At 73.0% G+C, this 23,930-nt stretch carries 23 protein-coding genes and 1 riboswitch; of the genes, 7 read left to right on the top strand and 16 right to left on the bottom strand.

Annotated features, from left to right (window positions below; all coding sequences use genetic code 11):
* Window positions 1-17 precede the first annotated feature (17 nt).
* Window positions 18-587: a TetR/AcrR family transcriptional regulator gene (locus ACFO9I_RS11685; RefSeq protein ID WP_379180953.1), complete on the top strand. Its 570-nt coding sequence runs from the start codon at window positions 18-20 to the stop codon at window positions 585-587.
* A 22-nt stretch (window positions 588-609) separates the two neighbouring features.
* Complete coding sequence (locus ACFO9I_RS11690) at window positions 610-1,788, top strand: GDSL-type esterase/lipase family protein (protein WP_379180955.1); 1,179 nt, start codon at window positions 610-612, stop codon at window positions 1,786-1,788.
* 33 nt (window positions 1,789-1,821) lie between these two features.
* On the opposite strand, the gene ACFO9I_RS11695 is transcribed toward ACFO9I_RS11690, so the two are convergent.
* Window positions 1,822-2,490, bottom strand: coding sequence for a hypothetical protein (locus tag ACFO9I_RS11695; RefSeq protein WP_379180957.1), 669 nt, complete (start codon window positions 2,488-2,490; stop codon window positions 1,822-1,824).
* A 140-nt stretch (window positions 2,491-2,630) separates the two neighbouring features.
* On the opposite strand from ACFO9I_RS11695, the gene ACFO9I_RS11700 reads away from it, so the two are divergent.
* On the top strand, window positions 2,631-3,809 hold the full coding sequence (locus tag ACFO9I_RS11700; protein ID WP_379180959.1) for an exonuclease SbcCD subunit D: 1,179 nt from the start codon (window positions 2,631-2,633) through the stop codon (window positions 3,807-3,809).
* Window positions 3,809-6,805, top strand: a complete 2,997-nt coding sequence (locus tag ACFO9I_RS11705) for an AAA family ATPase (RefSeq protein WP_379180961.1) — start codon at window positions 3,809-3,811, stop codon at window positions 6,803-6,805. The genes ACFO9I_RS11700 and ACFO9I_RS11705 overlap by 1 nt, the downstream gene beginning before the upstream one ends.
* A 27-nt stretch (window positions 6,806-6,832) precedes the next feature.
* Here ACFO9I_RS11705 and ACFO9I_RS11710 read toward each other — a convergent pair whose 3' ends face one another.
* Entirely contained in the window at window positions 6,833-7,156 is a 324-nt protein-coding gene (locus ACFO9I_RS11710) for a nuclear transport factor 2 family protein (RefSeq protein ID WP_379180963.1), read from the bottom strand.
* 114 nt (window positions 7,157-7,270) lie between these two features.
* Window positions 7,271-7,744, bottom strand: a complete 474-nt coding sequence (locus ACFO9I_RS11715) for a hypothetical protein (RefSeq protein ID WP_379180965.1) — start codon at window positions 7,742-7,744, stop codon at window positions 7,271-7,273.
* Between the two features lie 205 nt (window positions 7,745-7,949).
* On the opposite strand from ACFO9I_RS11715, the gene ACFO9I_RS11720 reads away from it, so the two are divergent.
* The gene (locus tag ACFO9I_RS11720) at window positions 7,950-9,464 is read left to right on the top strand and encodes a TldD/PmbA family protein (protein WP_379180967.1); all 1,515 of its coding nucleotides are present in this window, start codon (window positions 7,950-7,952) and stop codon (window positions 9,462-9,464) included.
* Window positions 9,464-10,864 carry a metallopeptidase TldD-related protein gene (locus tag ACFO9I_RS11725; protein WP_379180969.1) on the top strand — a complete coding sequence of 467 codons (1,401 nt, stop codon included), beginning with the start codon at window positions 9,464-9,466 and terminating at the stop codon, window positions 10,862-10,864. Before ACFO9I_RS11720 ends, ACFO9I_RS11725 begins: the two co-directional genes overlap by 1 nt.
* Before the next feature lie 27 nt (window positions 10,865-10,891).
* Here ACFO9I_RS11725 and ACFO9I_RS11730 read toward each other — a convergent pair whose 3' ends face one another.
* The gene (locus ACFO9I_RS11730) at window positions 10,892-11,245 is read right to left on the bottom strand and encodes a hypothetical protein (RefSeq protein ID WP_379180971.1); all 354 of its coding nucleotides are present in this window, start codon (window positions 11,243-11,245) and stop codon (window positions 10,892-10,894) included.
* 81 nt (window positions 11,246-11,326) lie between these two features.
* Entirely contained in the window at window positions 11,327-12,829 is a 1,503-nt protein-coding gene (locus tag ACFO9I_RS11735; RefSeq protein WP_379180973.1) for a CHAD domain-containing protein, read from the bottom strand.
* Between the two features lie 171 nt (window positions 12,830-13,000).
* Between ACFO9I_RS11735 and ACFO9I_RS11740 the strand changes: the two genes are divergently transcribed.
* Entirely contained in the window at window positions 13,001-13,558 is a 558-nt protein-coding gene (locus tag ACFO9I_RS11740; protein WP_379180975.1) for a hypothetical protein, read from the top strand.
* Window positions 13,559-13,567: 9 nt separating this feature from the next.
* On the opposite strand, the gene ACFO9I_RS11745 is transcribed toward ACFO9I_RS11740, so the two are convergent.
* The 11 genes from ACFO9I_RS11745 to ACFO9I_RS11795 all read right to left on the bottom strand — a co-directional run bounded on the left by ACFO9I_RS11745 (window position 13,568) and on the right by ACFO9I_RS11795 (window position 23,907).
* Window positions 13,568-14,908, bottom strand: a complete 1,341-nt coding sequence (locus tag ACFO9I_RS11745) for a serine hydrolase domain-containing protein (protein WP_379180976.1) — start codon at window positions 14,906-14,908, stop codon at window positions 13,568-13,570.
* Complete coding sequence (gene gcvP, locus ACFO9I_RS11750) at window positions 14,905-17,685, bottom strand: aminomethyl-transferring glycine dehydrogenase (RefSeq protein ID WP_379181137.1); 2,781 nt, start codon at window positions 17,683-17,685, stop codon at window positions 14,905-14,907. Before gcvP ends, ACFO9I_RS11745 begins: the two co-directional genes overlap by 4 nt.
* Window positions 17,686-17,878: 193 nt before the next feature.
* Window positions 17,879-17,986, bottom strand: a riboswitch (glycine riboswitch).
* A 27-nt stretch (window positions 17,987-18,013) separates the two neighbouring features.
* A complete protein-coding gene (locus ACFO9I_RS11755; protein WP_379180978.1) occupies window positions 18,014-18,589 on the bottom strand; it encodes a MerR family transcriptional regulator in 576 nt (191 codons plus the stop codon).
* Between the two features lie 352 nt (window positions 18,590-18,941).
* Entirely contained in the window at window positions 18,942-19,409 is a 468-nt protein-coding gene (locus ACFO9I_RS11760) for a bifunctional nuclease family protein (RefSeq protein ID WP_379180979.1), read from the bottom strand.
* Between the two features lie 53 nt (window positions 19,410-19,462).
* Window positions 19,463-20,209: a MerR family transcriptional regulator gene (locus ACFO9I_RS11765; protein WP_379180981.1), complete on the bottom strand. Its 747-nt coding sequence runs from the start codon at window positions 20,207-20,209 to the stop codon at window positions 19,463-19,465.
* Window positions 20,210-20,216: 7 nt separating this feature from the next.
* Window positions 20,217-20,741, bottom strand: a complete 525-nt coding sequence (locus tag ACFO9I_RS11770; protein ID WP_379180983.1) for an FHA domain-containing protein — start codon at window positions 20,739-20,741, stop codon at window positions 20,217-20,219.
* 162 nt (window positions 20,742-20,903) lie between these two features.
* A complete protein-coding gene (gcvH, locus tag ACFO9I_RS11775; protein WP_379180985.1) occupies window positions 20,904-21,290 on the bottom strand; it encodes a glycine cleavage system protein GcvH in 387 nt (128 codons plus the stop codon).
* A 57-nt stretch (window positions 21,291-21,347) separates the two neighbouring features.
* Entirely contained in the window at window positions 21,348-22,103 is a 756-nt protein-coding gene (locus ACFO9I_RS11780) for a DUF881 domain-containing protein (RefSeq protein WP_379180987.1), read from the bottom strand.
* Entirely contained in the window at window positions 22,096-22,428 is a 333-nt protein-coding gene (locus ACFO9I_RS11785) for a small basic family protein (protein WP_379180988.1), read from the bottom strand. Before ACFO9I_RS11785 ends, ACFO9I_RS11780 begins: the two co-directional genes overlap by 8 nt.
* The gene (locus tag ACFO9I_RS11790) at window positions 22,425-23,300 is read right to left on the bottom strand and encodes a DUF881 domain-containing protein (RefSeq protein ID WP_379180990.1); all 876 of its coding nucleotides are present in this window, start codon (window positions 23,298-23,300) and stop codon (window positions 22,425-22,427) included. Before ACFO9I_RS11790 ends, ACFO9I_RS11785 begins: the two co-directional genes overlap by 4 nt.
* A complete protein-coding gene (locus ACFO9I_RS11795) occupies window positions 23,293-23,907 on the bottom strand; it encodes a CDP-alcohol phosphatidyltransferase family protein (protein WP_379180992.1) in 615 nt (204 codons plus the stop codon). Before ACFO9I_RS11795 ends, ACFO9I_RS11790 begins: the two co-directional genes overlap by 8 nt.
* Window positions 23,908-23,930 lie beyond the last annotated feature (23 nt).

Genomic DNA, 23,930 nt, shown 5'->3' on the forward strand with positions numbered 1-23,930 from the left:
CCCGGGGAGGTGCGGTCGTGGCACGCGCGGGGCTGAGCAGCGAGCGGGTGGTCCGCGCCGGCGCCGAGCTCGCCGACGAGGTGGGGTTCGACCAGGTGACCGTGTCGGCCCTCGCGCGCCACTTCGACGTCAAGGTCGCGAGCCTCTACTCACACGTGAAGAGCTCCGGGGACCTGCGGACACGGATCGCGCTCCTGTCGCTGGAGGAGCTCGCCGACCGGGCCGCGGACGCCCTGGCCGGCCGCGCCGGGAAGGACGCCCTGGCGGCCCTCGGCAACGTCTACCGTGACTACGCCCGCGAGCACCCGGGGCGGTACGCCGCCGCGCAGCTGCGGCTGGACCACGAGACCGCGGCCGCCAGCGCGGGCGTCCGGCTCGCGCAGATGACGCGCGCCGTCCTGCGCGGCTACGACCTCGACGAGCCCGACCAGACCCACGCCGTTCGACTGCTGGGCAGCGTCTTCCGCGGCTACGTGGACCTCGAGCTCGGCGGCGGCTTCGACCACAGCGCCCCTGGCAGCGAGGAGTCGTGGCGACGCGCCCTCGACGCCCTCGACGCGCTGCTCCGCCACTGGCCGACGACCTGAGACCGACGACCTGAGAGCTCCCATGACCTCCACCTGCACGACCATGCCCCTGACCGCCGACCTCCTGCGCGGTGCGATCGAGGTCGAGCGCACCGACACCGGCCTCCTCCCGCACCGCCTGCCCGGCTGGGCACGCGCCCAGGCACGGGACGCCCAGCTCTCGCTGGCGGCGGCGCAGCCCTCCGGCGTACGCCTGGCACTGCGCACGACGGCGTCCGCGATCGAGCTGGACACCCTGCCGACCCGGCGCGCGTACGTGGGGGCGCCACCCCGCCCCGACGGGATCTACGACCTGACCGTCGACGGCACGCTCGTGGCGCAGCGCACGGCCGGGGGCGGCGCGACCCTCGTGATAGACCCGACCAACGGCAGCAGCCGGCTCGAGCCCGGCCCGACCGCCACCCTGCGCTTCGAGCACCTTCCCGTGCACGACAAGGTCGTCGAGATCTGGTTGCCGCACAACGAGACCACCGAGCTCATCGCGCTGCGCGCCGATGCCCCGGTGGCGCCCGCGCCGGCGAGCGGCCGCCGGGTCTGGCTGCACCACGGCAGCTCGATCAGCCACGGCTCGGACGCCGCCAGCCCCACCACGACCTGGCCCGCGACCGCGGCCTCGATCGCGGGCGTGGACCTGGTCAACCTCGGCCTCGGTGGCGGGGCCCTGCTCGATCCGTTCACCGCGCGGGTCATGCGGGACACGCCGGCCGACCTGATCAGCTGCAAGCTCGGCATCAACGTGGTCAACCACGACCTGATGCGGCTCCGGGCCTTCACACCGGCGGTGCACGGCTTCCTCGACACCATCCGGGAGGGCCACCCGGAGACACCCCTGGTGGTCGTCTCACCGATCCTGTGCCCCATCCACGAGCACACGCCCGGGCCCAGCGGCCCCGACCTGGCCGAGCTCGGGGAAGGTCGGATGCGCTTCCGGGCGCTCGGCGACCCGCAGGACACCGCCTCGGGGAGGCTCACGCTCTCCGTGATCCGCGACGAGCTGGCGCGGATCGTCGCCGAGCGGTCGGCGGACGACCCTCACCTGCACCACCTGGACGGTCGTGCGCTGTACGGCGAGGCGGACGCCGCAGCCCTGCCGCTCCCGGACGACCTCCACCCCGACGCGGCCACGCATCGCCTCATGGGCGAGCGCTTCGCCGAGCTCGCGCTCACCGGCGCGGGCGCCCTGGCCGGGGCCCGAGGCTGACCCGGACGACCCGTCCGGGCGCAGCCTGCGGGGTCAGCGGTCGGCGGCCACCCGCTCCGCCAGCCGCTCCGCGGCACGAGCCACGACGACGGCGTGCTCCGGGTCGGCCGCTGCCCGCTCGGGCACCAGGCCACCGAGCAGCCCGGCCGGCTGGGTCAGCCAGGCCCAGGCCCGCCAGGGGTCCATGCCGGCAGCCAACAGCGGCTCGAGCACCGGTCCGAGCTCGGGCCGCAGCTCGCCCCGGTCGTCGAGCTGGAAGGCCGGCACGAGCACCCGCCCGTCTGCGGGCACGACCAGCAGCCGGTGCGTCCCGCCGGCCTTGTGCACCGCGAAGCGGGTGGACTCGAGGGAGGCACCGCGCAGCTCGGCCAAGGTCTCGTAGGTGAACCAGGGGCTGGCGAGCAGCTCGTCCCGCAGACGTGCCTGCCGGGCGAGGAGCAGCAGGGGCACGGGGACGGCGTGCCGGGGGTCGGAACCCTCACTGTGCAGCACCCGGTCGAGCTCCTCGAGCCGGGCGAGCGCCAGCGGCTCCCCGGAGCCGGGCTCGCTCCACACCGGGCGACCCTGCGGGTCGCGGGTGAACGAGGGCAGGCCGCTCTCGGCCAGGTGCGAGTCGAGGCCGAGCTCCTCCAGCCAGGTGGCCAGCCGTGCGCCGAGCTCGATCGTCCGCGGGTCGTCGGACCCGCCGTCCTGCGATGTCATGGCACCAGCCTCGTGCACCCGGCCCGGCAGGCGCGAGCGACCCCGCCGACGCCGCGTCGCGAGCGCGCTCCAGGTCACATCCAACCGTCCGGCGGCGTGGGGTGCACCGGACTGTCGGTGGGGGTTCCTAGGTTGGTCGCATGCGCATCCTGCACACCTCCGACTGGCACCTGGGCCGGTCGTTCCACCGCGAGGGGATGCTCACCCACCAGGCGGCGTACGTCGACCACCTGCTGGAGGTCGTCGCCACCGAGCGGGTCGACCTCGTGGTCGTGGCCGGTGACGTCTACGACCGGGCGCTCCCCCACGTCGACGCGGTGCGGCTCGCCGACGAGGCGCTGGCCCGGCTGGCCGCGTCGCGGGCGACGGTCGTCATCACCAGCGGCAACCACGACTCGGCCCAGCGGCTCGGTTTCAGCTCCCGGCTGATCGACGCCGCAGGCGTCTTCATCCGCACCGACGCCGGCAGCGTCGGGACCCCGGTGCTCCTCGAGGACGAGCACGGCCCGGTGGCCGTGCACGGCATCCCCTACCTCGACCCGGACTCCGTGCGCGAGCCCTGGGGACTGGGCGCGCGGTCGCACCAGGCAGCGCTCACCGAGGCCATGCGGCGCGTCCGGACCGACCTCGAAGGCCGCCCGGGCGCCCGCTCGGTCGTCCTCGCGCACGCCTTCGTCGCCGGTGGCGCGGACAACGTGCAGGCCAGCGACTCCGAGCGGGACATCAGCGTCGGCGGGGTGTCGATCGTGCCGACGTCGGTCTTCGACGGGGTCGACTACGCGGCGCTCGGCCACCTGCACGGTCGCCACACCCTCAGCGACACCGTGCGCTACAGCGGTTCCCCGCTGGCCTACTCGTTCTCCGAGGCCACCCACCGCAAGGGCGCGTGGCTGGTCGACCTGGGTCGGGACGGCGTCACCGGCGCCGAGTTCGTCGACGCTCCGGTGCCGCGGCCGCTGGCCCGGCTCCGGGGCACGCTCGAGGAGCTCCTGGCCGACCCCGCCCTGACCACCCACGAGGCCTCGTGGGTGCAGGCGACCCTCACCGACGACGTGCGCCCCCAGCAGGCGATGGACCGGCTGCGGTCGCGGTTCCCCCACACGCTGGTCCTGGGCTTCGAGCCCGCGTCCGGCGACCGGAGCCCGGTCCCGACAGCGCGGCTGCGGGGCCGCAGCGACCACGACATCGCGCTCGACTTCGTGGCGGAGATGCGGGGGTCCGCGGCGACCGAGGACGAGGCTGCGCTGCTGCGCACCGCCTTCGACTCCTGCTGCGAGGACCCCGACCGCGACGTCCTCGTGTCCGGGGCAGGCGGCTGATGCGCCTCCACCACCTCGAGATCTCCGCGTTCGGCCCGTTCGCCGGCGACGTCAGCGTCGACTTCGACCACCTCTCCGACGCCGGCCTGTTCCTGCTCTCCGGCGCGACCGGCGCCGGCAAGACCAGCGTGCTCGACGCGGTCTGCTTCGCCCTCTACGGCGACGTGCCCGGTGACCGCGGCGCGGCCCGCCGGCTCCGCTGCGACCAGGCGGCTCCCGGCGCGGCCCCTCGCGTGGTGCTCGAGGCGACCCTGTCCGGTCGCCGGTTCCGCATCGTGCGTTCCCCCTCCTGGGAGCGGCCGAAGAAGCGGGGCACGGGCGTCACCACCCAGCAGGCATCGGTCACGATCAGCGAGCGCGTCGACGGCGTGTGGCAGCCCCTCTCCACCCGTCTCGACGAGACCGGCCACCTGGTGACCCGGCTGGTCGGCATGAACCTCACCCAGTTCACCCAGGTGGCGCTGCTGCCGCAGGGCCGCTTCCAGGCCTTCCTCCGGGCCCGCTCGGAGGAACGCCACCAGCTCCTGCAGCGACTGTTCCGCACCGGTCGGTTCGAGGAGGTCGAGCGCTGGCTGCGCGACCGCCGGGTCGCGCTGCGCCGGCAGTCCGACGCCGCCCACCAGGACGTGGCCGACCTGGTGAGCAGGATCAGCGAGACCGCGGGCGTCGCGCTCCCCGACGGCTGGGACGTCCGCGACCTCCGGGTCCCGGCCGCGACCGGCGACCTGACCGCGTGGTCCACCGAGCTGTCCCAGCGCGCTGTCGCCGAGCGGTCGGCGGCCGACGACGCGCTCGCGTCGGCAGCCACGGCCGAGACCACCGCGCGCGTGGCACTCGAGGAGGGTCGCGCCCTGGTCGCCCGGCGTCGGCGCCTCGATGCCGCCGCCGCCGAGCACGCGCAGATGCTCGACGACTCCGACGAGCAGGAAACAGCCCGCGCCGCGCTCGACGCGGCCCGCCGCGCCGCCGCCGTCGCCCCGCTGCACCGGCTGGCTCGTGCCGCCGAGATCGCCTTCGACCGCGCCTCCGCACGCGCCTCGGCCGCGAGCTCTCGGGCCGCCGAGCAGCTCGGTGTGCTCGTGGTGGATGCCGAGACGCTCGCCTCCGCGGTCTCCGAGGCGACCGACCACGTCGCCCTGGTGCGCTCGGCGCTGCCCCGTGAGGCACGCTGTCACGAGGTCGAGGCCGGGCTGGCAGCCGCCCGCCGGCGCCACGTCGCCGCGCAGGCCGAGCTCGACGAGCTGGCCGCCGAGCGGCGGTCGCTCCCCGCCCGCATCGCCGCGCTGCGCGCGGACCTGGTCGAGGCGACGCGCGCCACCGGCGCGGTCCCGCTGGCGGAGGGGCGCGTCCAGGACCTCCGTGGGCGCATCGATGCGCACCGTCGAGCCGCGCGGCTCGACGCGGACCTCGCGGCCGCCCGCGAGGCCCTCGCCGTCGCGGTCCACGAGGCCAGTCGTCTGCGCGAGGTGTGGCTCGACGTGCGGGAGGCCCGGCTGGAGGGCATGGCCGCCGAGATCGCGGGTGCCCTGGCCGTCGGCGCCTGCTGCCCGGTCTGCGGCTCCGCCGACCACCCGCACCGCGCAGTGCCCGTGCCGGGCACCCCCGACTCCGCCGCCGAGAAGCAGGCCCTCAAGGAGCTCGACGACGGCAAGGCCACCGAGCTGCTCCACCAGGAGCGGGTGCGCGAGCTGACGACCCTGCTCGCCGTGGCGCGCGACCAGGCCGGCGACCTCCCTGTCGACGAGCAGGCCGCGCTGCTGGAGGAGGCGGGCGCGCAGCTGGCCGAGCTGCAGGCGCTCTCGGCGCGGGAGGCCACGGTGCGCGCCGACCTGGGTCGCGCTGAGGCCGACCACGAGCGTCTGGACGGCGCGATCCGCGCGCTCGAGCTCGAGCTGGGCACCCTCGCCGCCTCGACGGCCACGCTGACCGCCGAGCTGGAACGGGTCCGGGCCGAGGTGGAGGGGCTGCTCCGCGGCACCGGTGCCCGCGACCTGGCCGAGCTGCTCGACCTCACCCAGCGCCAGGCGGCTGCCGGGCGCGACGCCCTCGCGGCCCTGGCCGAGAAGGCCACCGCGGAACGAGCACTGGGCGAGTCCCGGTCGCAGCTGGAGACCGCGGCCGCGGAGTCCGGTTTCGCCTCGTCCCGGGAGGCCGCTGCGGCGCAGCTCGGCATGGACGAGCTGCGCGACCTCGAGCGCCTCGTCCGCGACCACGACCAGCGGCTGGCCGCCCTCGCCGCCGTCCTCGAGGAGCCCGGCGCCGCCGAGCTGGCGGCCGCCGAGCTGCCCGAGGTGCCCGTCCTCGTCTCGACGCACACCGAGGCACTCGAGGCGCTCGGCCACGCGCGGGCCCGGGCCACCCGCGCCGCCGCCGGCCACGAGCGACTCCACGTGCTGGTCTGCGACCTGGCCGCCGCGCTCGACGCGTGGGCCCCGATCCGCGACGAGCTCGACCTGGTCACCCGGGTGTCGAGCTTCGCGGAGGGCAAGGCTGCCGACAACCGGCTGCAGATGCGGCTCTCGGCGTACGTCCTCGCCTACCGGCTCTCCCAGGTCGTGGCCGCGGCCAACGAGCGGCTGGCGTCGATGAGCGACCGACGCTACTCGCTGGAGCACACCGGTCGGCGGGGCGCCGGTGAGACGCGCGGCGGCCTGAGCCTGCTGGTGCGCGACGACTGGTCCGGCGAGGCACGCGACCCGGCCACGCTCTCGGGCGGCGAGACCTTCGTGGCGTCCCTCGCCCTGGCCCTCGGTCTCGCCGACGTCATCACCCAGGAGGCGGGTGGCGCCGACCTCGACACGCTCTTCGTCGACGAGGGCTTCGGCTCGCTGGACGCCGACACGCTCGACGACGTCATGGACACGCTCGACTCGCTGCGCGACGGCGGACGTGTCGTCGGCGTGGTCAGCCACGTCGCCGAGATGCGGGACCGGATCCCCACCCAGCTCGAGGTCACCAAGGCGCGCCGGGGCTCGACCCTGTCCGTGACCCGCTGACCGCCGAGGCCCGGCCCGGATCCTGGCTCAGCCGCCCAGGATCACCACACGGTCGATGACCGCCTCGTGCACGCGGTACGCCACCAGGTATCCCCGGGCACCCGTTCCGGTGTGCACCACCTCGTGGTCCACGACCCAGTCCCGCTCCCGCAGTCGCTCGCCGACGTCCGCGTGCACGTCGGGGTGGTGGGCGAAGAGCTCGGCGTACTTCTCCCGCATCTCGGCGTGCCCCGCCATCAGGGTCACGCCGGCGCCGTCGACGATCTCGGCGTCGGTCGCGTAGCAGGCCACGAACGCGTCGACGTCGTGGGCGTTGTACGCCGCCAGCTGGGCCACGACCGGGTCGTCCATGGCCTCATCCTGCTCCGGCCCGGGGTGCCGGGGTACGGCAGAAGGTCCCACCCCGGACGCAACCGCGCCGCCGCCCGACCGGAGGGGGTGCGGGACGGCGGCGCGGCGCGTGGATCAGCTCAGCGGGCAGCCGAGGTTGTTGTCGTTGTCCAGCCGGGTGGCGAGCGCGAGGATCGTGGCCCGGTCCTTCGACGCCAGCGCGGCCTTCACGGTCGGCACCAGCGGCGGGCGGCCGTCCAGGCCCTCGCTCGTACGGCGCCAGGGGTAGCCGAGACCCTCGTTCGCCGCGTTGAGGTAGGCCGCGGTCGCCGCCCGGGCCAGGATCAGCTCGGCACCGGCCACACCGGGACCGCCGCCGCCGTCGAGCGCAGCGAGCAACGTCTTGCCGTTGAGCACGCCCGAGGTGCCGGCGGAGAACTTGTCGCTGAAGTAGCCGTCGGGCCTGGCTTCCTCCCAGCTGTCGGTGTGGTTCTTCCAGTAGCCGGGCGTGCAGCCCTCGTTGCCGATGTTCGTGGCCGACGCCGGGCTCACGACGCCGCACAGGGCCGCGACCAGCCCGAGCGTCAGTGCTGCAACAACACGTTTCATGCTCTACCTCCATCTCGTGCCGGGGGAAGGCGGTCCCCCCGCTCACCGGACGGTAGGCAGGAACCAGGTCCGCGTGGGGTCCCGCATGCCCGGGTTCCTCGATTCGGGGGACCGCTCGCCCCGATGGGCCAGACCAGCGACCTCCGACAGACACCGGCCTGTCGCTCGTGCGGATCCGGTGGCGTTGCGCGATAGGTTCCCTCCCATGAGCGCACCGGGACTCGACCCGACCTTCACCGCACTCCCCTACCGCAGCCTGGGGGATGCCGCGCTGGCGCGGGCCCGCGAGCTCGGCGTGAGCCACGCGGACTTCCGCTTCGAGCGGGTGCGCTACCAGCACCTCGGGGTGCGTGACGGCGTGCTGCAGGGTGCGAGCGACCACGAGGACCTCGGCTTCGCGGTCCGGGTGATCCACCGCGGGGCCTGGGGCTTCGCCTCCGGCGTCGTGCTGACCACCGACGAGGCGGTCCGCGTCGCCGAGACGGCCGTGGCGGTCGCGGTGGTCGCTGCGGAGATGACGAGCCAGCCGGTGGAGATCGCGCCCGAGCCCGTCCACGACGACGTCACCTGGGTGTCGTCGTACGAGCTCAACCCGCTCGAGGTGCCGGTGGCCGACAAGGCCGCGCTGCTCATCGACTGGACCAACCGGCTGCGGACCGGGGCCGCGGTCGACCACGCCAGCGCGGACCTGCAGCAGGTCCAGGAGAACAAGTACTACGCCGACCTCGCCGGCACCCGGACCACGCAGCAGCGGGTACGCATGCAGCCGGGGTTCGAGGCCATGGGTGCGGGTGCCGACACCTTCGACTCGATGGCCAGCATCGCGCCGCCCGTCGGCCGCGGCTGGGAGTACCTCACCGACGGCAGCTACGACTGGGACGGCGAGATCGAGCAGGTGCCCGAGCTGCTCGCCGAGAAGCTGAAGGCGCCCAGCATCGAGGCCGGCACCTACGACCTGGTCATCCACCCGTCCAACCTGTGGCTGACCATCCACGAGTCGATCGGTCACGCGACCGAGCTCGACCGGGCGCTGGGCTACGAGGCCAACTACGCCGGCACGTCCTTCGCCACCATCGACAAGCTCAACACCCTGCAGTACGGCTCCCCGGTGATGAACGTGACGGGTGACCGCACGGTCGAGCACGGCCTGGCGACCGTCGGCTACGACGACGAGGGCGTGCAGACGCAGTCGTGGGACATCGTCCGCGACGGCGTCCTGGTGGGCTACCAGCTCGACCGGCCGATGGGCCGGATGCTGCCCGAGCTCAACGGCGGCCGGTCGAACGGCTGCGCGTACGCCGACTCCCCCGGCCACATCCCCATCCAGCGGATGGCCAACGTCTCGCTCCAGCCGGCCGAGGACGGCCCCAGCACCGAGGAGCTCATCGGGCGCGTCGAGCGCGGCCTCTACGTCGTCGGTGACAAGAGCTGGTCGATCGACATGCAGCGCTTCAACTTCCAGTTCACCGGTCAGCGGTTCTACCGCATCGTCGACGGCGAGCTGGTCGGCCAGGTGCGTGACGTCGCCTACCAGGCGACCACGACCGACTTCTGGAACTCGATGGAGGCCGTCGGCGGCCCGCAGACGTGGGTCCTCGGCGGCGCCTTCAACTGCGGCAAGGCCCAGCCCGGGCAGGTCGCAGCCGTCAGCCACGGCTGCCCCACCTCGCTCTTCCGCTGCGTCCGCATCCTCAACACCACCGACGAGGCAGGCCACTGATGAGCACCCCGAACGTCATGACCCCGCAGTCGCTGGTCGAGCACGCGCTGGCCACGACGATGGCCGACCACTGCGTCTGCATCGTCCGCGACGCCACCAGCGCCAACCTCCGCTGGGCCAACAACACCCTCACCACCAACGGCGTGATGCACGGTGTGACCGTCACCGTGGTCTCGTTCGTGCGCAAGGACGGCGGCACGGCCACCGGGTCGGTCACCGGCAGCGCCAGCTCGCAGGCGCAGGTGACCGCCCTCGTCGAGGCGGCCGACGCGGCCGCGCGTGCGGGAGCGCCGGCGGAGGATGCCAACGACCTGGTCGTGGGCGAGGCCGCGGCCGACTGGGACGACGCGCCCGTCCACACCGACATCCACGTCTACGACGCCTTCGCTCCCGCGCTGGGCGAGGCGTTCGGCCGGGCGTCGTCCGAGGGCCGGGTGCTCTACGGGTTCGTCAACCACGAGCTCACCACGACCTACCTCGGCTCGACGACGGGCCTGCGGCTGCGGCACGTGCAGCCGACGGGGCACTACGGCTGCACGGGCAAGACCGCCGACCTCTCCCAGAGCGCCTGGGTGGGCGGGGCCACGCGCGACTTCTCCGACGTCGACGCGCTGGCGATGGACGCGGCCGTCGCCCAGCGCCTGGCCTGGGGGAAGCGGCGCGTCGACCTGCCGGCCGGACGCTTCGACACGATCCTGCCGCCCACCGCGATGGCGGACCTGATGATCGACGCCTACTGGTACGCCGGCGCCCGGGTCGCCTGGGAGGGCCAGTCGGTCTACAGCAAGCGCGGCGCCGGGACGCGGATCGGCGACCGGATCGTCAACCGAGGCGTGAACCTCTTCTCCGACCCGGCGTACGACGGCCTGCAGTGCGCGCCGTTCACGGTCGCCACGACCTCGGACAACGAGCAGTCGGTCTTCGACAACGGCCTGCCGCTCACGCACACCGACTGGATCCGCGACGGCGAGCTCACCGCGCTGCTCCAGACCCGCCACTCCGCCGCGATGACCGGCCAGCCGGTCACCCCGGCCATCGACAACCTCGCGCTGACCGTCGACGGCGCCACGGGCAGCATCGACGACCTGGTCGCCGGCACCGAGCGCGGGCTGCTGCTGACCTGCCTGTGGTACATCCGGGTCGTCGACCCGCAGAGCCTGCTGCTCACCGGGCTGACCCGCGACGGCGTCTACCTGGTCGAGAACGGCGAGATCACCGGAGCGGTCAACAACTTCCGCTTCAACGAGAGCCCGGTGGACCTGCTGCGCCGGTTCACCCACGCGTCCGCGACCGTGCCGAGCTTCAGCCGCGAGTGGGGCGACGACTACTTCTCCCGCACCGCGACCCCGGCGCTGCGGGTCCCCGACTTCAACATGTCGAGCGTCTCCCAGGCGATGTGAACGCCGGCGGGGCCCCAACGTCGAGGCTCAGCTGAAGAACCAGGCGAGCGCGTTCTGGAGCGCGAAGACGCCCACCCCGACCCAGGCGAGGACCATCGGCACCCGCCCCATGGGCACGCCCTCGCGCACCGCGCGCCGCGCGTAGTGCGTCGTGACGAGGGCCGGGATCGCGAAGACGAGCAACGCGGGGTAGCCCACCGCCAGGGCGAGCCAGGTGGGTGCCTTCTCCTGCTCGAACGAGTCGTACCCGTAGGCGCTCGCGAGGCCCTCTCCGACCGCGATCGCCGCGACGCCCGACACGACGAAGAGCAGCAACGACCACCAGGCCCGGTGGTAGTCCCGACGCCCCTGGGGGTGCTCACCGACGTGTTGTGCGGCCATCTCGCCCATCCCCGCATGCTGCCTCCGACGCGGTCCGTCCCGGCAGGGACCAAGGGCCCCCCGCGGCCGGACGTCCGAGGGTCACGTCAACCACGACCGGCGCCTGGGGCGGGCCGCGCGCCGCCAGATCGCCTCGAACTCGCCGTCGAGCTCGGCGCAGCGCGCCTGCTCGCGCGCGTGGAGGCGGCCCCAGACGAACGAGCTCTCACCCGTGGCGTCGGCCTCCCGGCCGATCTCCACCAGGTGAACCCGGCTGACCACGGTGTCCTGGCGCTCGCCGAGATGGGTGGTGAGCGTCTTGGCGGACTTCACCAACCGCCGGGCGTCCTTCGGCCAGACCGGGCGCAGCGTCTCCGCCGCGTAGCGGAACCGCTTGGCGTCCTTGCGGGCCTGGTGCCAGGCGACGTCGTCGTCGTGGCCACCGAGGATGTCCTCGACCTGACGATCCAGCCGTTCCCAGTCCCGCAGGACGCGCGCCCGCAACTCCTTGCTGGCCGGGCGCCGGGCCGACGCAGTCAACGGCGGCTCCCGCACCAGCGCCTCGAGGTTGTCGAGGAGGGCGAGATAACGGTCGGACACCAGCAGCTCCTCCACCCGGTCACGCGCAGCCCGGCCACGGACGTCGTACGTCGTGCGCAGCCGACGACGAGCCGGGCCGCGCACCAGCGCCCGCGGTTCCTGGTCGAGCAGTTCCTGCAGACGCTGCCGCACCACCGTGACGTCCCGCGGCTCGGCGAGCTGGCGGCCGAACCACCGGAGCTCGTCACGCAGTGGATCGGTGACACCGCGGTCCACGAGGGGCCGGAACGTCGCCAGCGCGACCCGCAGCCGGCGACAGGCGATCCGGGCCTGGTGGACGCCCTCGGCCCGCCCGCGCCGCACCTCGGTGTCGTGGACCAGGAGCGCCTCCACCTGCTCGGCCAGGCGCAGGCGCAGCACGTCCCCCGCGGGGCTGCCGGGTCGCGGCGCGGGGACGGGCTCCAGCTCCTCGAGGCGGTCGCCGAGGACGTGCAGGATCTTGCGGGGGCGGCCGCTCGCCGGGACGTCCGCGGCCTGCATGAGCTGATCGACGGCGTCGAGGAGGGTCACGTCGCCCTCGACGAGCTCCACCTCCCACTCGCGCCAGCTCACCTCCGAGCCACGTTCGAGGTCGGTGCCGACCACCTCGTCGTCCGCCAGCTCGGCGAGCACGGTGCCGCTCTCGTCCTGCAGCGGCCGCTCGGTGCGCCGGGTGACGACGGTCGCGACCGCCACGACCGGCGCCCCACGGGTGCGGCCGCGGACGATGTCGAGCAGTCGACGTGGGGGTGCCTTCCGCGCCGCGCTCAGCGGCAGCCTGATCTCGTCACGTCCCTGGCCGACAGGCAGCTTCAGGTGCCAGCCCTCGTCGCTGCCGCCCTCCCGGCGGCGCAGCGTCACGCCCGCGGACAGCAGCGTGAGGTCGACCGTGTCGAAGTAGGTCGCGTCGAGCTGCTCGACCACGGCGTCACCGACCCTCGCGACCCCGGGGAGCGCGGCCAGGTCGGGGAGGTCGGTGCCGGGACCGGGCGCGTAGGTGTTCTCGACCTCCCGGTGCTCCTCCATGGCTCAGACGTACCCGACCCCGCCCGTTCGCACGCTCCCCGGGCGTCGGCGTACCCCCGTCCGAGTACGCGCCCGTCGACAGGTCTGGACCAGTGCCGCCCACGCAACCGCGAGTCGCTCCGGGGCGTATCCCCGCCGTCCAGTCAGGCACGACAACACAGGAGCACCACCATGCGCAGCACCCAGCTCACCCTCGGCGCCCTGGCCGCGGCCGCGACCTCCGCCCTCACCGGGCTGGGCATCGCGACTCCGGCCACGGCCGCCCCCGCCCCCACCTCCTTCGCCGCTCAGGCCGAGACCACCACGACGCACGAGGTGGGCAACGTCATCGAGTGCACCGGCACCATCCGTGGCCGCTCGGTGTGGGCCAGCGTCTACGAGAACAACACCTACGCGAACGTCATCCAGGTCGTCATCGGGGACGACGGCGACCAGGTCGGCAACTCGCGCGAGGACGCGGACGGCTTCATCGACCACCGGCAGGTGCTCGGCGCCCTCAAGGTGGACGGCAAGCGCGCCGTCATCGAGGGCCGCGCCGTGCGGGTCGGCTCGCGCGAGCAGGTCCACGAGGAGTACGACGACGCCGGCCAGCTCGTCACCGTCGACGGTTTCCACCGCAGGCTGAGCACCGACCTCACCCTGACCTGGCGGCACCGGACGCGGCCGCTCACCTGCGACACGGCGTTCCACTACGACCTGCAGGTGACCAAGGAGGACATCACCGGCTGATCTCCCCCGTCAGCGACCCGGATGTCCCCCAGGGATGGGGGCGTCCGGGTCGTACGGCGTCCGGGTGTAGACGAACGTGGCCACGTCGAGGTGGCTGACCGTCCCGTCGGGTCGGCGTACGACCTGCAGCTCCTCACCCGCGTGGTAGCCCGACGTGCCGATGATCCGGCCGTCGACGACCGCGAAGGTGTACTTCTCCTCACCGGCCCGGGCGGCGACCAGGCGGTCCCCGTCCATCGCGAAGACGAACGGCGTGTTGCCCCAGTGCCACACGCCGAGGACGTCCGCCAGCTCGGTGGGCACCAAGGCCGTGGGGCGCCACGGGGACGGGATCGTCGGCTCGTTGCGCTCCAGCTCGTCGAGCAGGCCCACGACCAGGTCGGCGGGCACCAGACCGGTGGTGGCGTTGGTGAGCACCACCGCGCCCGTGCCACGCCGACGGTCCACGAAGCAGCCGGCCAGGAAGCCGGGCATCGAACCCGTGTGGCCCACCAGCATCCCCGACCCGCCGGCCTGCAGCTGGAAGCCGAGGCCGTGCGCGTAGCCGAGCTCGTCGTCACGGTCACCCGACTGCGGGTGCGACGCGACGAGCAGCGCGTCGAGCCCGAGCACGTCGGGGTGCCCCCCGAGCAGGAAGGCGTTGTACGTCGCGAGGTCGGCCAGGGTCGCCCAGACCTGCCCGGCCGGCGCCATCGCACCGGTGTCGGTGGCCGGCTCGTCGACCAGCGTCGAGGCGTAGGGGTGCACGCTCTGCCCCTGCGCGGCCGCACCCTCCGGAAGGTAGGAGGTCCGGGACATGCCGAGCGGGTCGAGGATCCGCGACCGCACGCACTCCCACCAGCCGACCCCGTGCTCGCGGGCCACGACCTCACCGAGCAGGGCGAAGCCGAGGTTGGAGTAGTGGAACTGCTGCAGCGCCGGGAAGATCTCGCCGGCCCCGTCGTGGCCGTCGGCCAGCTCCTCCCAGGTCAGGCCGGCCGAGCGCTCCCACCACGAGCCGATCGGCTCCGAGCGCATGCCGGAGTTGTGGGCCAGCAGGCTGCGGATGGTGCGGTCGGCGTAGGCCACGTCCCCCAGCCACGTGGCCGCGGGCTCGTCGAGGCCGAGCCGGCCGTCGCGCACCAGCTGCAGGACGAGCACGGCCGTCATGGTCTTGGTGATCGACCCGATGCGGTACTGCACGTCGTACGGGTCGTGGCCGGGCACGGCGGCGTCGCCGTACGCTCCCGTCCACACGAGCTCACCGTCGCGGAGGACTCCGGCGACCACCGAGGGCAGCCGGCCACCGGACTGGGCGGCAGCGAGCCGCGCGAGCAGCCGGCGCGCGGTGACGGGGGCGACCGTGCTCATTCGGCGAAGGCCTCCAGGGGCGGGCAGGCGCAGACCAGGTTGCGGTCGCCGTACGCCTGGTCGATACGGGCCACCGGCGGCCAGTACTTGTCCGCCACCCCGTTGGGTCCGGCGATGCCGCCCGGGAAGACCGCCAGCTCGCGGCTGTAGGGCCGCTCCCACCCGCCGACCAGCGCGCGCGAGGTGTGCGGGGCACCGCGCAGCGGCGAGTCCTCGGGGGTCCACTCCCCCGCCCGGACGCGCTCGATCTCGCCGCGGATCGCGATCATCGCCTCGCAGAAGCGGTCGATCTCGGCGAGGTCCTCGGACTCGGTCGGCTCGACCATCAGCGTGCCGGCGACCGGGAACGACATCGTGGGCGCGTGGAAGCCGTAGTCGATGAGCCTCTTGGCGACGTCATCGACGGTCACGCCGGTCTCCTTGGTCAGGCCGCGCAGGTCGAGGATGCACTCGTGCGCGACGAGCCCGCCGTGGCCGCGGTACAGCACCGGGAAGTGCTCGCCTAGCCGCGCCGCCACGTAGTTGGCGGACAGCACCGCCACCGCGGTCGCGCGGGTCAGGCCCGCGGCACCCATCAGCCGGATGTAGGCCCACGAGATCGGCAGGATCCCTGCGGAGCCGTACGGCGCGGCGCTGATCGGGCCGATGCCCTGCCGCTTCTCGGCCTCGGGGTGCGTGGCGTGCGAGGGGAGGTACGGCGCGAGGTGGGCGCGCACCGCGACCGGCCCGACGCCGGGGCCGCCGCCACCGTGCGGGATGCAGAAGGTCTTGTGCAGGTTCAGGTGGGAGACGTCGCCGCCGAACTCGCCGGGGCGGGCGTAGCCCAGCAGCGCGTTGAGGTTGGCCCCGTCGACGTAGACCTGTCCGCCGTGCGCGTGGACGATCTCGCAGAGCTCGGTGATGGAGTCCTCGTAGGCGCCGTGCGTCGAGGGGTAGGTGACCATGATGGCCGCGAGGTCCTGGGCGTGCGCGTCGCACTGGCGACGCAGGTCGTCGAGGTCGACCGAGCCGTCCTCGCCGGACTTGACCACGACCACCTTCATGCCCGCCATCACCGCGGAGGCGGCGTTGGTGCCGTGCGCCGAGGAGGGGATCAGGCAGACGTTGCGCTCACCCTCGCCGTTGGCGCGGTGGTAGCCGCGGATGGCGAGCAGGCCGGCGAGCTCGCCCTGGGAGCCGGCGTTCGGCTGGATGGAGACCTTGTCGTAGCCGGTCACCTCGGCCAGCCAGCCCTCCAGCTCGGCGACCAGCCGGCGGTAGCCCGCGGCGTCCTCGGCCGGCGCGAACGGGTGCAGGTCGGCGAAGCCCGGCAGCGACACCGGCTCCATCTCGGTGGTCGCGTTCAGCTTCATGGTGCACGAGCCGAGCGGGATCATGCCGCGGTCGAGGGCGAAGTCGCGGGCGGACAGCCGGCGCAGGTAGCGCAGCATCGCGGTCTCGCTGTGGTGGCTGTTGAAGACCTCGTGCTCGAGGTACGGCGTGGTGCGCGCCAGCGACTCCGGCAGTGCCGCCGCCGGCTCGGTGGCAGCGGGCACCACGCCGAACGCCGCGTGCAGCGCCCGGAGCGTGTGCGGGCCGCTGGCCTCGGAGAAGGACAGCCCGACGGTGTCCTCGTCGACCAGCCGCAGCTGGAGACCCTCGGCCCGGGCGGCGTCGACGATCTTCTCGGCCCGGCCGGGCGCCTGCACCGTGAAGGTGTCGAAGAAGCTGCTCGTCGGCACGGTGTAGCCGGCGGCGGCCAGTGACGCAGCCGCGCGCGCGGCCAGGGTGTGGGTGCGCTGCGCGATGCCGCGCAGGCCCCGCGGCCCGTGGTAGACGGCGTACATCGACGCGACCACGGCGAGCAGCACCTGCGCGGTGCAGATGTTGGAGGTCGCCTTGTCCCGGCGGATGTGCTGCTCCCGGGTCTGCAGGGCGAGGCGGTACGCCGGGCGGCCCTCGGCGTCGACCGAGACGCCGACCAGGCGACCGGGCAGGTGCCGCTCGAGGCCCGGACCGACGGCCATGTAGCCGGCGTGCGGACCGCCGTAGAAGAGCGGGACGCCGAAACGCTGGGTGGAGCCGACGACCACGTCGGCACCGAGCGTCCCGGGGGCCTCGAGCAGGGTGAGGGCCAGCAGGTCGGCGGCGACGACCGCGAGGGCGTTGCGCTCGTGGGCGGTCTCGATGACCGCGCGGGGGTCGAGGATCCGGCCCGACGCACCGGGGTACTGCACGAGCACGCCGCACAGCTCCCCCTCGGGCACACCCGTCGACAGGTCGGCGACGACGACCTCGATGCCCATCGCCTCGGCGCGGGTGCGGACCACCTCGATGGTCTGCGGCAGCGCGTCCGCGTCGACCACGAAGGGGCCGGACGCCTTGCGGTTGCCGCGGCGTACCAACGTCATCGCCTCGGCGACCGCGGTGCCCTCGTCGAGCAGCGACGCGTTCGCGGTGGGCAGGCCGGTCAGGTCACCGACCACGGTCTGGAAGTTCAGCAGGGCCTCGAGCCGGCCCTGGGAGATCTCGGGCTGGTACGGCGTGTAGGCGGTGTACCAGCTCGGGTCCTCGAGCACGTTGCGCCGGATCACCGGCGGGGTGACCGTGGCGTGGTAGCCCAGCCCGATCATCGGCTCCATCGGGTTGTTGGCCGCGGCCAGCGCCCGCAGCTCTCGGGCGGTGGCCTCCTCGGTCAGGGGCTCGGGCAGGTCGAGCTCCGCCGTCGCCCGGATGCCGCCCGGGACGGCGGCGTCCATGAGCTCGTCGAGCGAGCTGAAGCCGAGCCGATCCAGCATCGCGGCGACCTCGGCGGGCCGGGGGCCGATGTGGCGCTCGGAGAACGGCAGGACGGCGTCGAGGCCGGAGTGGCGCTCGATGTCGTGCGGGGTGTTCGGGGCGGACGCGTCGGGCACGGAAGGGCTCCTCGGATCGGGGTCGATCGGGCTCCCTCCCCCTCTGTCACCCGATGCTCACGGGCTTCAGAGTTGCCTCATCCGCACGGTCCTGGCGCCTGAGAGGTTCCGGGGAGGAATTGCCCCTTCGGCGCTCCGCTCCGCGGGCACTGCCCCCGGACGGAGACTCTCCCGTGCGGGATAGTCGGCGCGCCCAGCCTAGCCGATCGGGTCAGCCGATCTTGCGGGCAGCGCGCCGGGCGGCGAGCTCGTCGCTCGCGCCGGGCTCCTGGTCCTCGGCGGTGCGCTCGCTCGGCAGCTCGGCGAGGGTGCCCTCGATCTCCTGCCAGACACCGCCGATGGCGATGCCGAAGACGCCCTGCCCACCCTGGAGCAGGTCGATGATCTCGTCGTTGCTGGTGCACTCGTAGACCGAGGCGCCGTCGCTCATCAGCGTGACGCGGGTCAGGTCGTCGGTGCCGCGCTTGCGCAGGTGCTGGACGGCCGTGCGGATCTGCTGGAGCGAGATGCCGGCGTCGAGCAGCCGCTTGATGACCTTGAGGATCAGGATGTCGCGGAAGGAGTAGAGCCGCTGCGAGCCGGAGCCGGCGGCACCGCGCACGGACGGCTCGACCAGGCCGGTGCGGGCCCAGTAGTCGAGCTGGCGGTAGGTGATGCCGGCCGCGTTGCACGCGGTGGGGCCGCGGTAGCCGGTGTCGCTGGGCAGCGGGGACACGTCGTCGGAGAACAGGAGCCCCTGCTCCTCCGCCGCCTCCGCGGCGAGGGTCGCCTCGGGACTGCTCGCCACGTTCTGCTCGTTCTCGTTCACACGGTCCTCCGCGGGTCTACTCCGTTGTGCGTAACCCTCGGGGGAAGTGTGACCTGCCGGAGAGCCCGGTGTGACCACAACGGTGGAGTTACAACAGAGACAGTTCAAGGTATGCCCGACGATGAGGGTGGTCAACGACAGGGGCGGCGTGTCGCAACCCTCAACCTCTACCTGAGGGTGAGGGTGCCGGAGTCATCAGTGGGCCGGTGACTCAGCACTTCTGGGGCGTTGCAACGGCTGAGAACGTCAGGAGTCGCCGGTGAACCGGTGACTCATCCAGCTCAGGCACGTGGGCTGCCGCGCCGATCCACGGGCTCCTGTGGGCGGTGCGTCAGTGGGCGTCGAAGTCCTCGGGGGTGACCTGGTCGAGGAACTCCCGGAACTTCTCGACCTCGTCCTCCTGCTCGGCGGGCACGGCGAGCCCGGCCTCGTCGAGGACCTCCTCGGAGCACAGGATCTTCGAGCCGGTACGCAGCGCCAGGGCGATCGAGTCCGAGGGCCGGGCGCTGACCTCGGCGCCGGAGCTGAAGACCAGGGTCGCGAAGAAGACGCCGTCCTTGACCTCGGTGATGCGGACCTCGGTGAGCTCGTTGCCGGTGGCCTCGAGCACGTCCTTCATCAGGTCGTGCGTGAGCGGTCTGGGCGGGACCACGCCCTGCTGGGCGAACGCGATCGCGGTGGCCTCGACCGCCCCGATCCAGATGGGGAGGTAGCGCTCCCCCGTCACCTCGCGCAGCAGCACGATCGGTGTGTTGGAGGGCATCTCGACCCGGACTCCCATGACATCGACTTCGCGCACACGCTCACCCTACTCCCGGTGTGGGTGAGCCCAGGAGGTGTCCTTGGACCGGCTCAGGAGGACCTCAGGCCCGCCTTGACCAAGGTGGCGTGCAGCCGCACGGACAACGCAGCGATCTCGCTGACCGCCTCCTCGGCGCGCGCCTTGGCGGCGGCGTCCCGACCCCGCTTGTGGGGGGCCACGACCTGCTCCACCAGCCCCACCTCACGGTCGGCCGCGGTCTTGAAGGCCCGCAGGTGGCGCGGCTCGAACCCGAAGTCGGCGAGGTCACGCGCGGTCTTGGCGATCACCAGCGCGTCGGTGTCGTAGTGGCCCGTCCCGGGACGGGCGCTGATCAGACCGAACTGCTCGAGCTGGTCGAGCAGGTCCTCGGAGATCTCCGCGATCTTCACCAGCTCACGGCGCGAGAGGCGTACGTCGTCGCGGCGCGAGAACGACTCGGCGCTCGGCAGCCCGTCGGCCGCCAGCGCCACCCGGGGAACGGTGGGCACGACGCCCTCGATCGGCGGCGGCTCGAGGCCGCGGTCGATCGCGTCGAGGTGCTCGCCGATGACCTTGAGCGGCAGGTAGTGGTCGCGCTGCATCCGCAGCACGTAGCGCAGCCGGTCGACGTCCTCGTGGGAGAACTTGCGGTAGCCCGCCGGGGTGCGCTCGGGCTTGATCAGGCCCTTGTCCTCGAGGAAGCGGATCTTGGGGATCGTGATCCCCGGGAAGTCCGGGCGAAGCCGGTCCAGGACCTCCCCGATGTTCATCCGCGCCCGGGAGGCCCCTGACGGCGCGGCGGCCGACGGCGTACCCATCCGGCGGTCAGCCGCTCGCGTGCCCGGAGAAGAAGACCAGGCGGTACTTGCCGATCTGGACCTCGTCGCCGTCCTTGAGCTGGACCCGGTCGATCCGGTCACGGTTGACGTAGGTGCCGTTCAGGCTGCCCACGTCGCTGACCGTGAACGTGTCGCCGGTGCGGTGGAACTCGGCGTGCCGGCGCGAGACCGTCACGTCGTCGAGGAAGATCTCGCTGTCGGGGTGCCGACCGGCGTTGACCACGTCGGAGTCCAGCAGGAACCTGCTGCCGGAGCCGGGTCCGCGCTGCACCACCAGCAACGCGTGGCCCGAGGGCAGCGCGTCGACGGCGGCGGCATCGACAGCGTTGAGCTGGCGGTCGGAGGTCTCGACCTTGTCACCGCCCAGGCCGATCGCGATGGTCGCGGTCGACTCCCCCGCCGTGTCCGGCGCGGGAGCGGGGGCGTCAGCGGTCACCAGACGGTTGCCGCACTGCGAGCAGAAGCGGGCGTCGTCGGGGTTCTGCTTGCCACACGCTGTGCAGAACGGCATCGGTCTTCCTCCGGATCGGGGTCGTCCGCCGACACCCAGCCACGGTCCAACCCTCAGGGCCGGGTTGAGGTTGACGGTTGTCCCGAACCTATCAGTCCGACCGGCGGGTGCAAGGCGGGCACGCGGCGCGGTGGCAGCGGGTGCGGCGGTGGAGCGGCTGGCTCAGCCCTCGAGCGTGGCCTGGTAGGCGTCGGAGTCGAGGAGCTCGTCGAGCTGCGACGGGTCGGCCGGGACGACCTCGAAGAGCCAGCCGGCGGCGTACGGGTCGTTGTTCACCAGCTCCGGCGTGGCGTCGAGGGAGTCGTTGCGCGCCACGACCTCGCCGGAGATCGGGGCGTAGATGTCGCTGACGGACTTGGTCGACTCGAGCTCGCCGCAGGTGCTGCCGGCATCGACGCTGTCCCCCACCTCGGGCAGCGAGACGTAGACGATGTCGCCGAGGGCGTCCTGGGCGTAGTGGGTGATGCCGATGCGGACCGAGCCCTCGTGCTCGCCGGGGCTGCGCACCCACTCGTGCTCGGTGGTGTACTTCAGGTCGTCGGGGTACACGGTGGCTCCTGTCGCTGGGTGGTCTCAGGTGACGGGCGGTGTGGCGTCGGACGCAGGTTACTGGGAGCCGTCCGGCTCGGCGTACTGCGGCTGGCTGGGCTCGACGACGCTCTCGATGTCGAGCGACTGGAGCTCGTCGATCTGCACGCTCTGGCCGTCGCTCTCGAACTGGGCCCGCGGGCCCTCGGGGAACGTCATGCCCCCGGTGAGGGTGTGCGGCTCGCCGATCACGTCGATGACGTACGGCGGGCTGAGCAGCGTCCCGTCGACGGTGATGCCGCCGACGGCCGACTCGACCGCGGTCTGGGCGACGACGCGGACCTTGCCGTTGAACTGCATCGCCTCGGCGCCGGCGGCACGCAACTCCTGGATGGTGTCGAGCATGGTGTCGACGTCCACGGGCGCGGTGTCCTCGGTGACGGTCACCCGGATCCCCGGACCCGTCACCGGCACCAGCCCGGCCATGATCGCCAGGGTGTCGGCCCGGTCCTGCGCCTGGGCGAGGGCCGCCTGCCGCGACTGCGTGCTGCTCTGCAGGTCGCGGCGGGTGCTCTCGAGGCGGGCGATCTCGGACTCCGCCCGCTGCGTGGTGCCCGCGAGGCCGTTGAGCACGTCGATCAGGTCCTGCTCGCGCAGCCCCGCGTAGGTGTCGTCGACCTCGTTGGCGCGCACCTGGGTGACCGCCGCGAAGCCCACGACCGCCAGCAGCACCGCGACCACGGCCTGCGCGCGGGAGGGGCGCATCAGCGCGGTCAGCAGCCGCTGCCGGCCGGTGTCCGGCTCGGCCTGGGTGCGGGGCTCGGTGTCAGGCATGGAAGAGGTGACGTCGGATCGCCGCGACGTTGGAGAAGATGCGGATCCCGAGGACGACGATCACGCCGGTGGACAGCTGACCGCCGACCCCCAGCTTGTCCCCGAGGTAGACGATCGCGGCCGCGATCACCACGTTGCTGAAGAACGAGACCACGAAGACCTTGTCGTCGAAGATCCCGTCGAGGTAGGCGCGCAGGCCTCCGAACACGGCGTCGAGCGAGGCGACGACGGCGATGGGGAGGTAGGGCTCCAGGCCGAGGGGTACGTCGGGGCGGAACAACAGTCCCAGCAGGATGCCCACCAGGAGCCCGAGGGCGGCGATCACGGAATGGTCTCCTCGTTGTGACGTTGCTGGTCCCCGGCGGAGCCCTCGCGCACCGCGCGCAGCCGGGGGAACCGGGCCGCGGGCAACGTGAGCTCGTCCTCGTTGCGCATCGAGTAGTCGAAACCGAGCTGCTGGGCCAGGCTGAAGAACTCGCTGCCGAGCGTGCTGTCCAGCAGGTCCGCCTGGAGGGTCCGGGTGTCCCCGATCGCCAGCACAGTGTACGGCGGCGTCAGCGCGCGGCTGTTGACGTGGATGGCGACACCGACGTTGCGGATCGCGCTCAGCACGGTGAGCCGGTAGCCGTTGATGGAGATCGCCTCGGCCCCGGCCGCCCACAGCCCGTCGACCAGCTTGGCCAGGTCCTCGTCGCGCACCTGCTGGGTCGGGTCGCCGTTGGGCGCGTCGTCGACGACGATCCGCACGCCCTCGCCGCGGACCGGGCCGAACCCGGAGACCGCCTCGAGCCGACGCATCCGGGAGAGCGCGTCCTGCTCGGTGCCGGTGACGGCGTTGAGCTGCTGCTCGAGCGCGACGTTGCGCTCGCGCAGCCACACGATCCGGTCCTGCCGGTCGGAGACCGCGGCGCGCTTGCTGTCGATCTGCGAGATCAGGCTCGCCCGACTGGCGTCGTTGACGCCGGCGTTGCGCGAGGTCTGGACGGCGGCGGTGGTGACGAGGATCCCGAAGACCGCGATGACCACCGCGGCGGTGCGGTGCGGTCGCGCCCGGGGTGGGCGCGGGGCCCCGGCCGCGCGCCGCTCGGCGACGTGGAGGTAGTCCTCGTCCAGCGACTGCTGGGTGATCAGGGTCAGCAGCGGCATGGTCACCCGCGCCGGGAGACGCGGCTCGTCACGGGCGGCGTGGTCAGGCATCGCGGACCGCCGTACGCCGCTCCGTCGTCGCCAGCAGCTTGCGGACCTGCCAGGCGTAGAGGAGCCCCGCCCACCAGTAGAGCCCGATGCCCCAGACTGCGAAGGCCCAGCCGAACACCTTGGCCAGCGTCGCCACCACGCCGACGCCGTCACCGAGCAGCAGCAGCGGGAAGGCGTAGAGCAGGTTGAAGGTGGCGGCCTTCCCGAGGAAGTGCACGGGCAGCGCGCTGTAGCCGCGGGTGCGCAGCAGCGGGACCAGGCCCCACATCAGGAGGTCGCGCAGCGGGAGCAGCACCGCGATCCACCACGGGATGATGTCGCGCAGGGCCAGGCCCACGACCACGGCCAGGATGTAGAGCCGGTCGGCGACGGGGTCGAGGATCTGGCCCACCACCGAGGTCTGGTTGAGCCGACGGGCCAGCCAGCCGTCGAGGAAGTCGGTGATGCCGGACAGCACCAGGAGGCCCAGCGCCCAGCCGTCGGCCTCGGGGCCGAGCACCAGCCACAGGAAGACGGGGACGCCCGCCAGCCGGATCAGGCTGAGCAGGTTGGGCAGAGTCCACACGCGGTTCTCGCGCGTCGGTTCATCTGCCACAGGGACCTGCATTTCGCCGCATTTCGGAGGAGCTC

This window comes from Nocardioides sp. GCM10023255 (assembly GCF_042653125.1).
Classification (GTDB): domain Bacteria; phylum Actinomycetota; class Actinomycetes; order Propionibacteriales; family Nocardioidaceae; genus Nocardioides.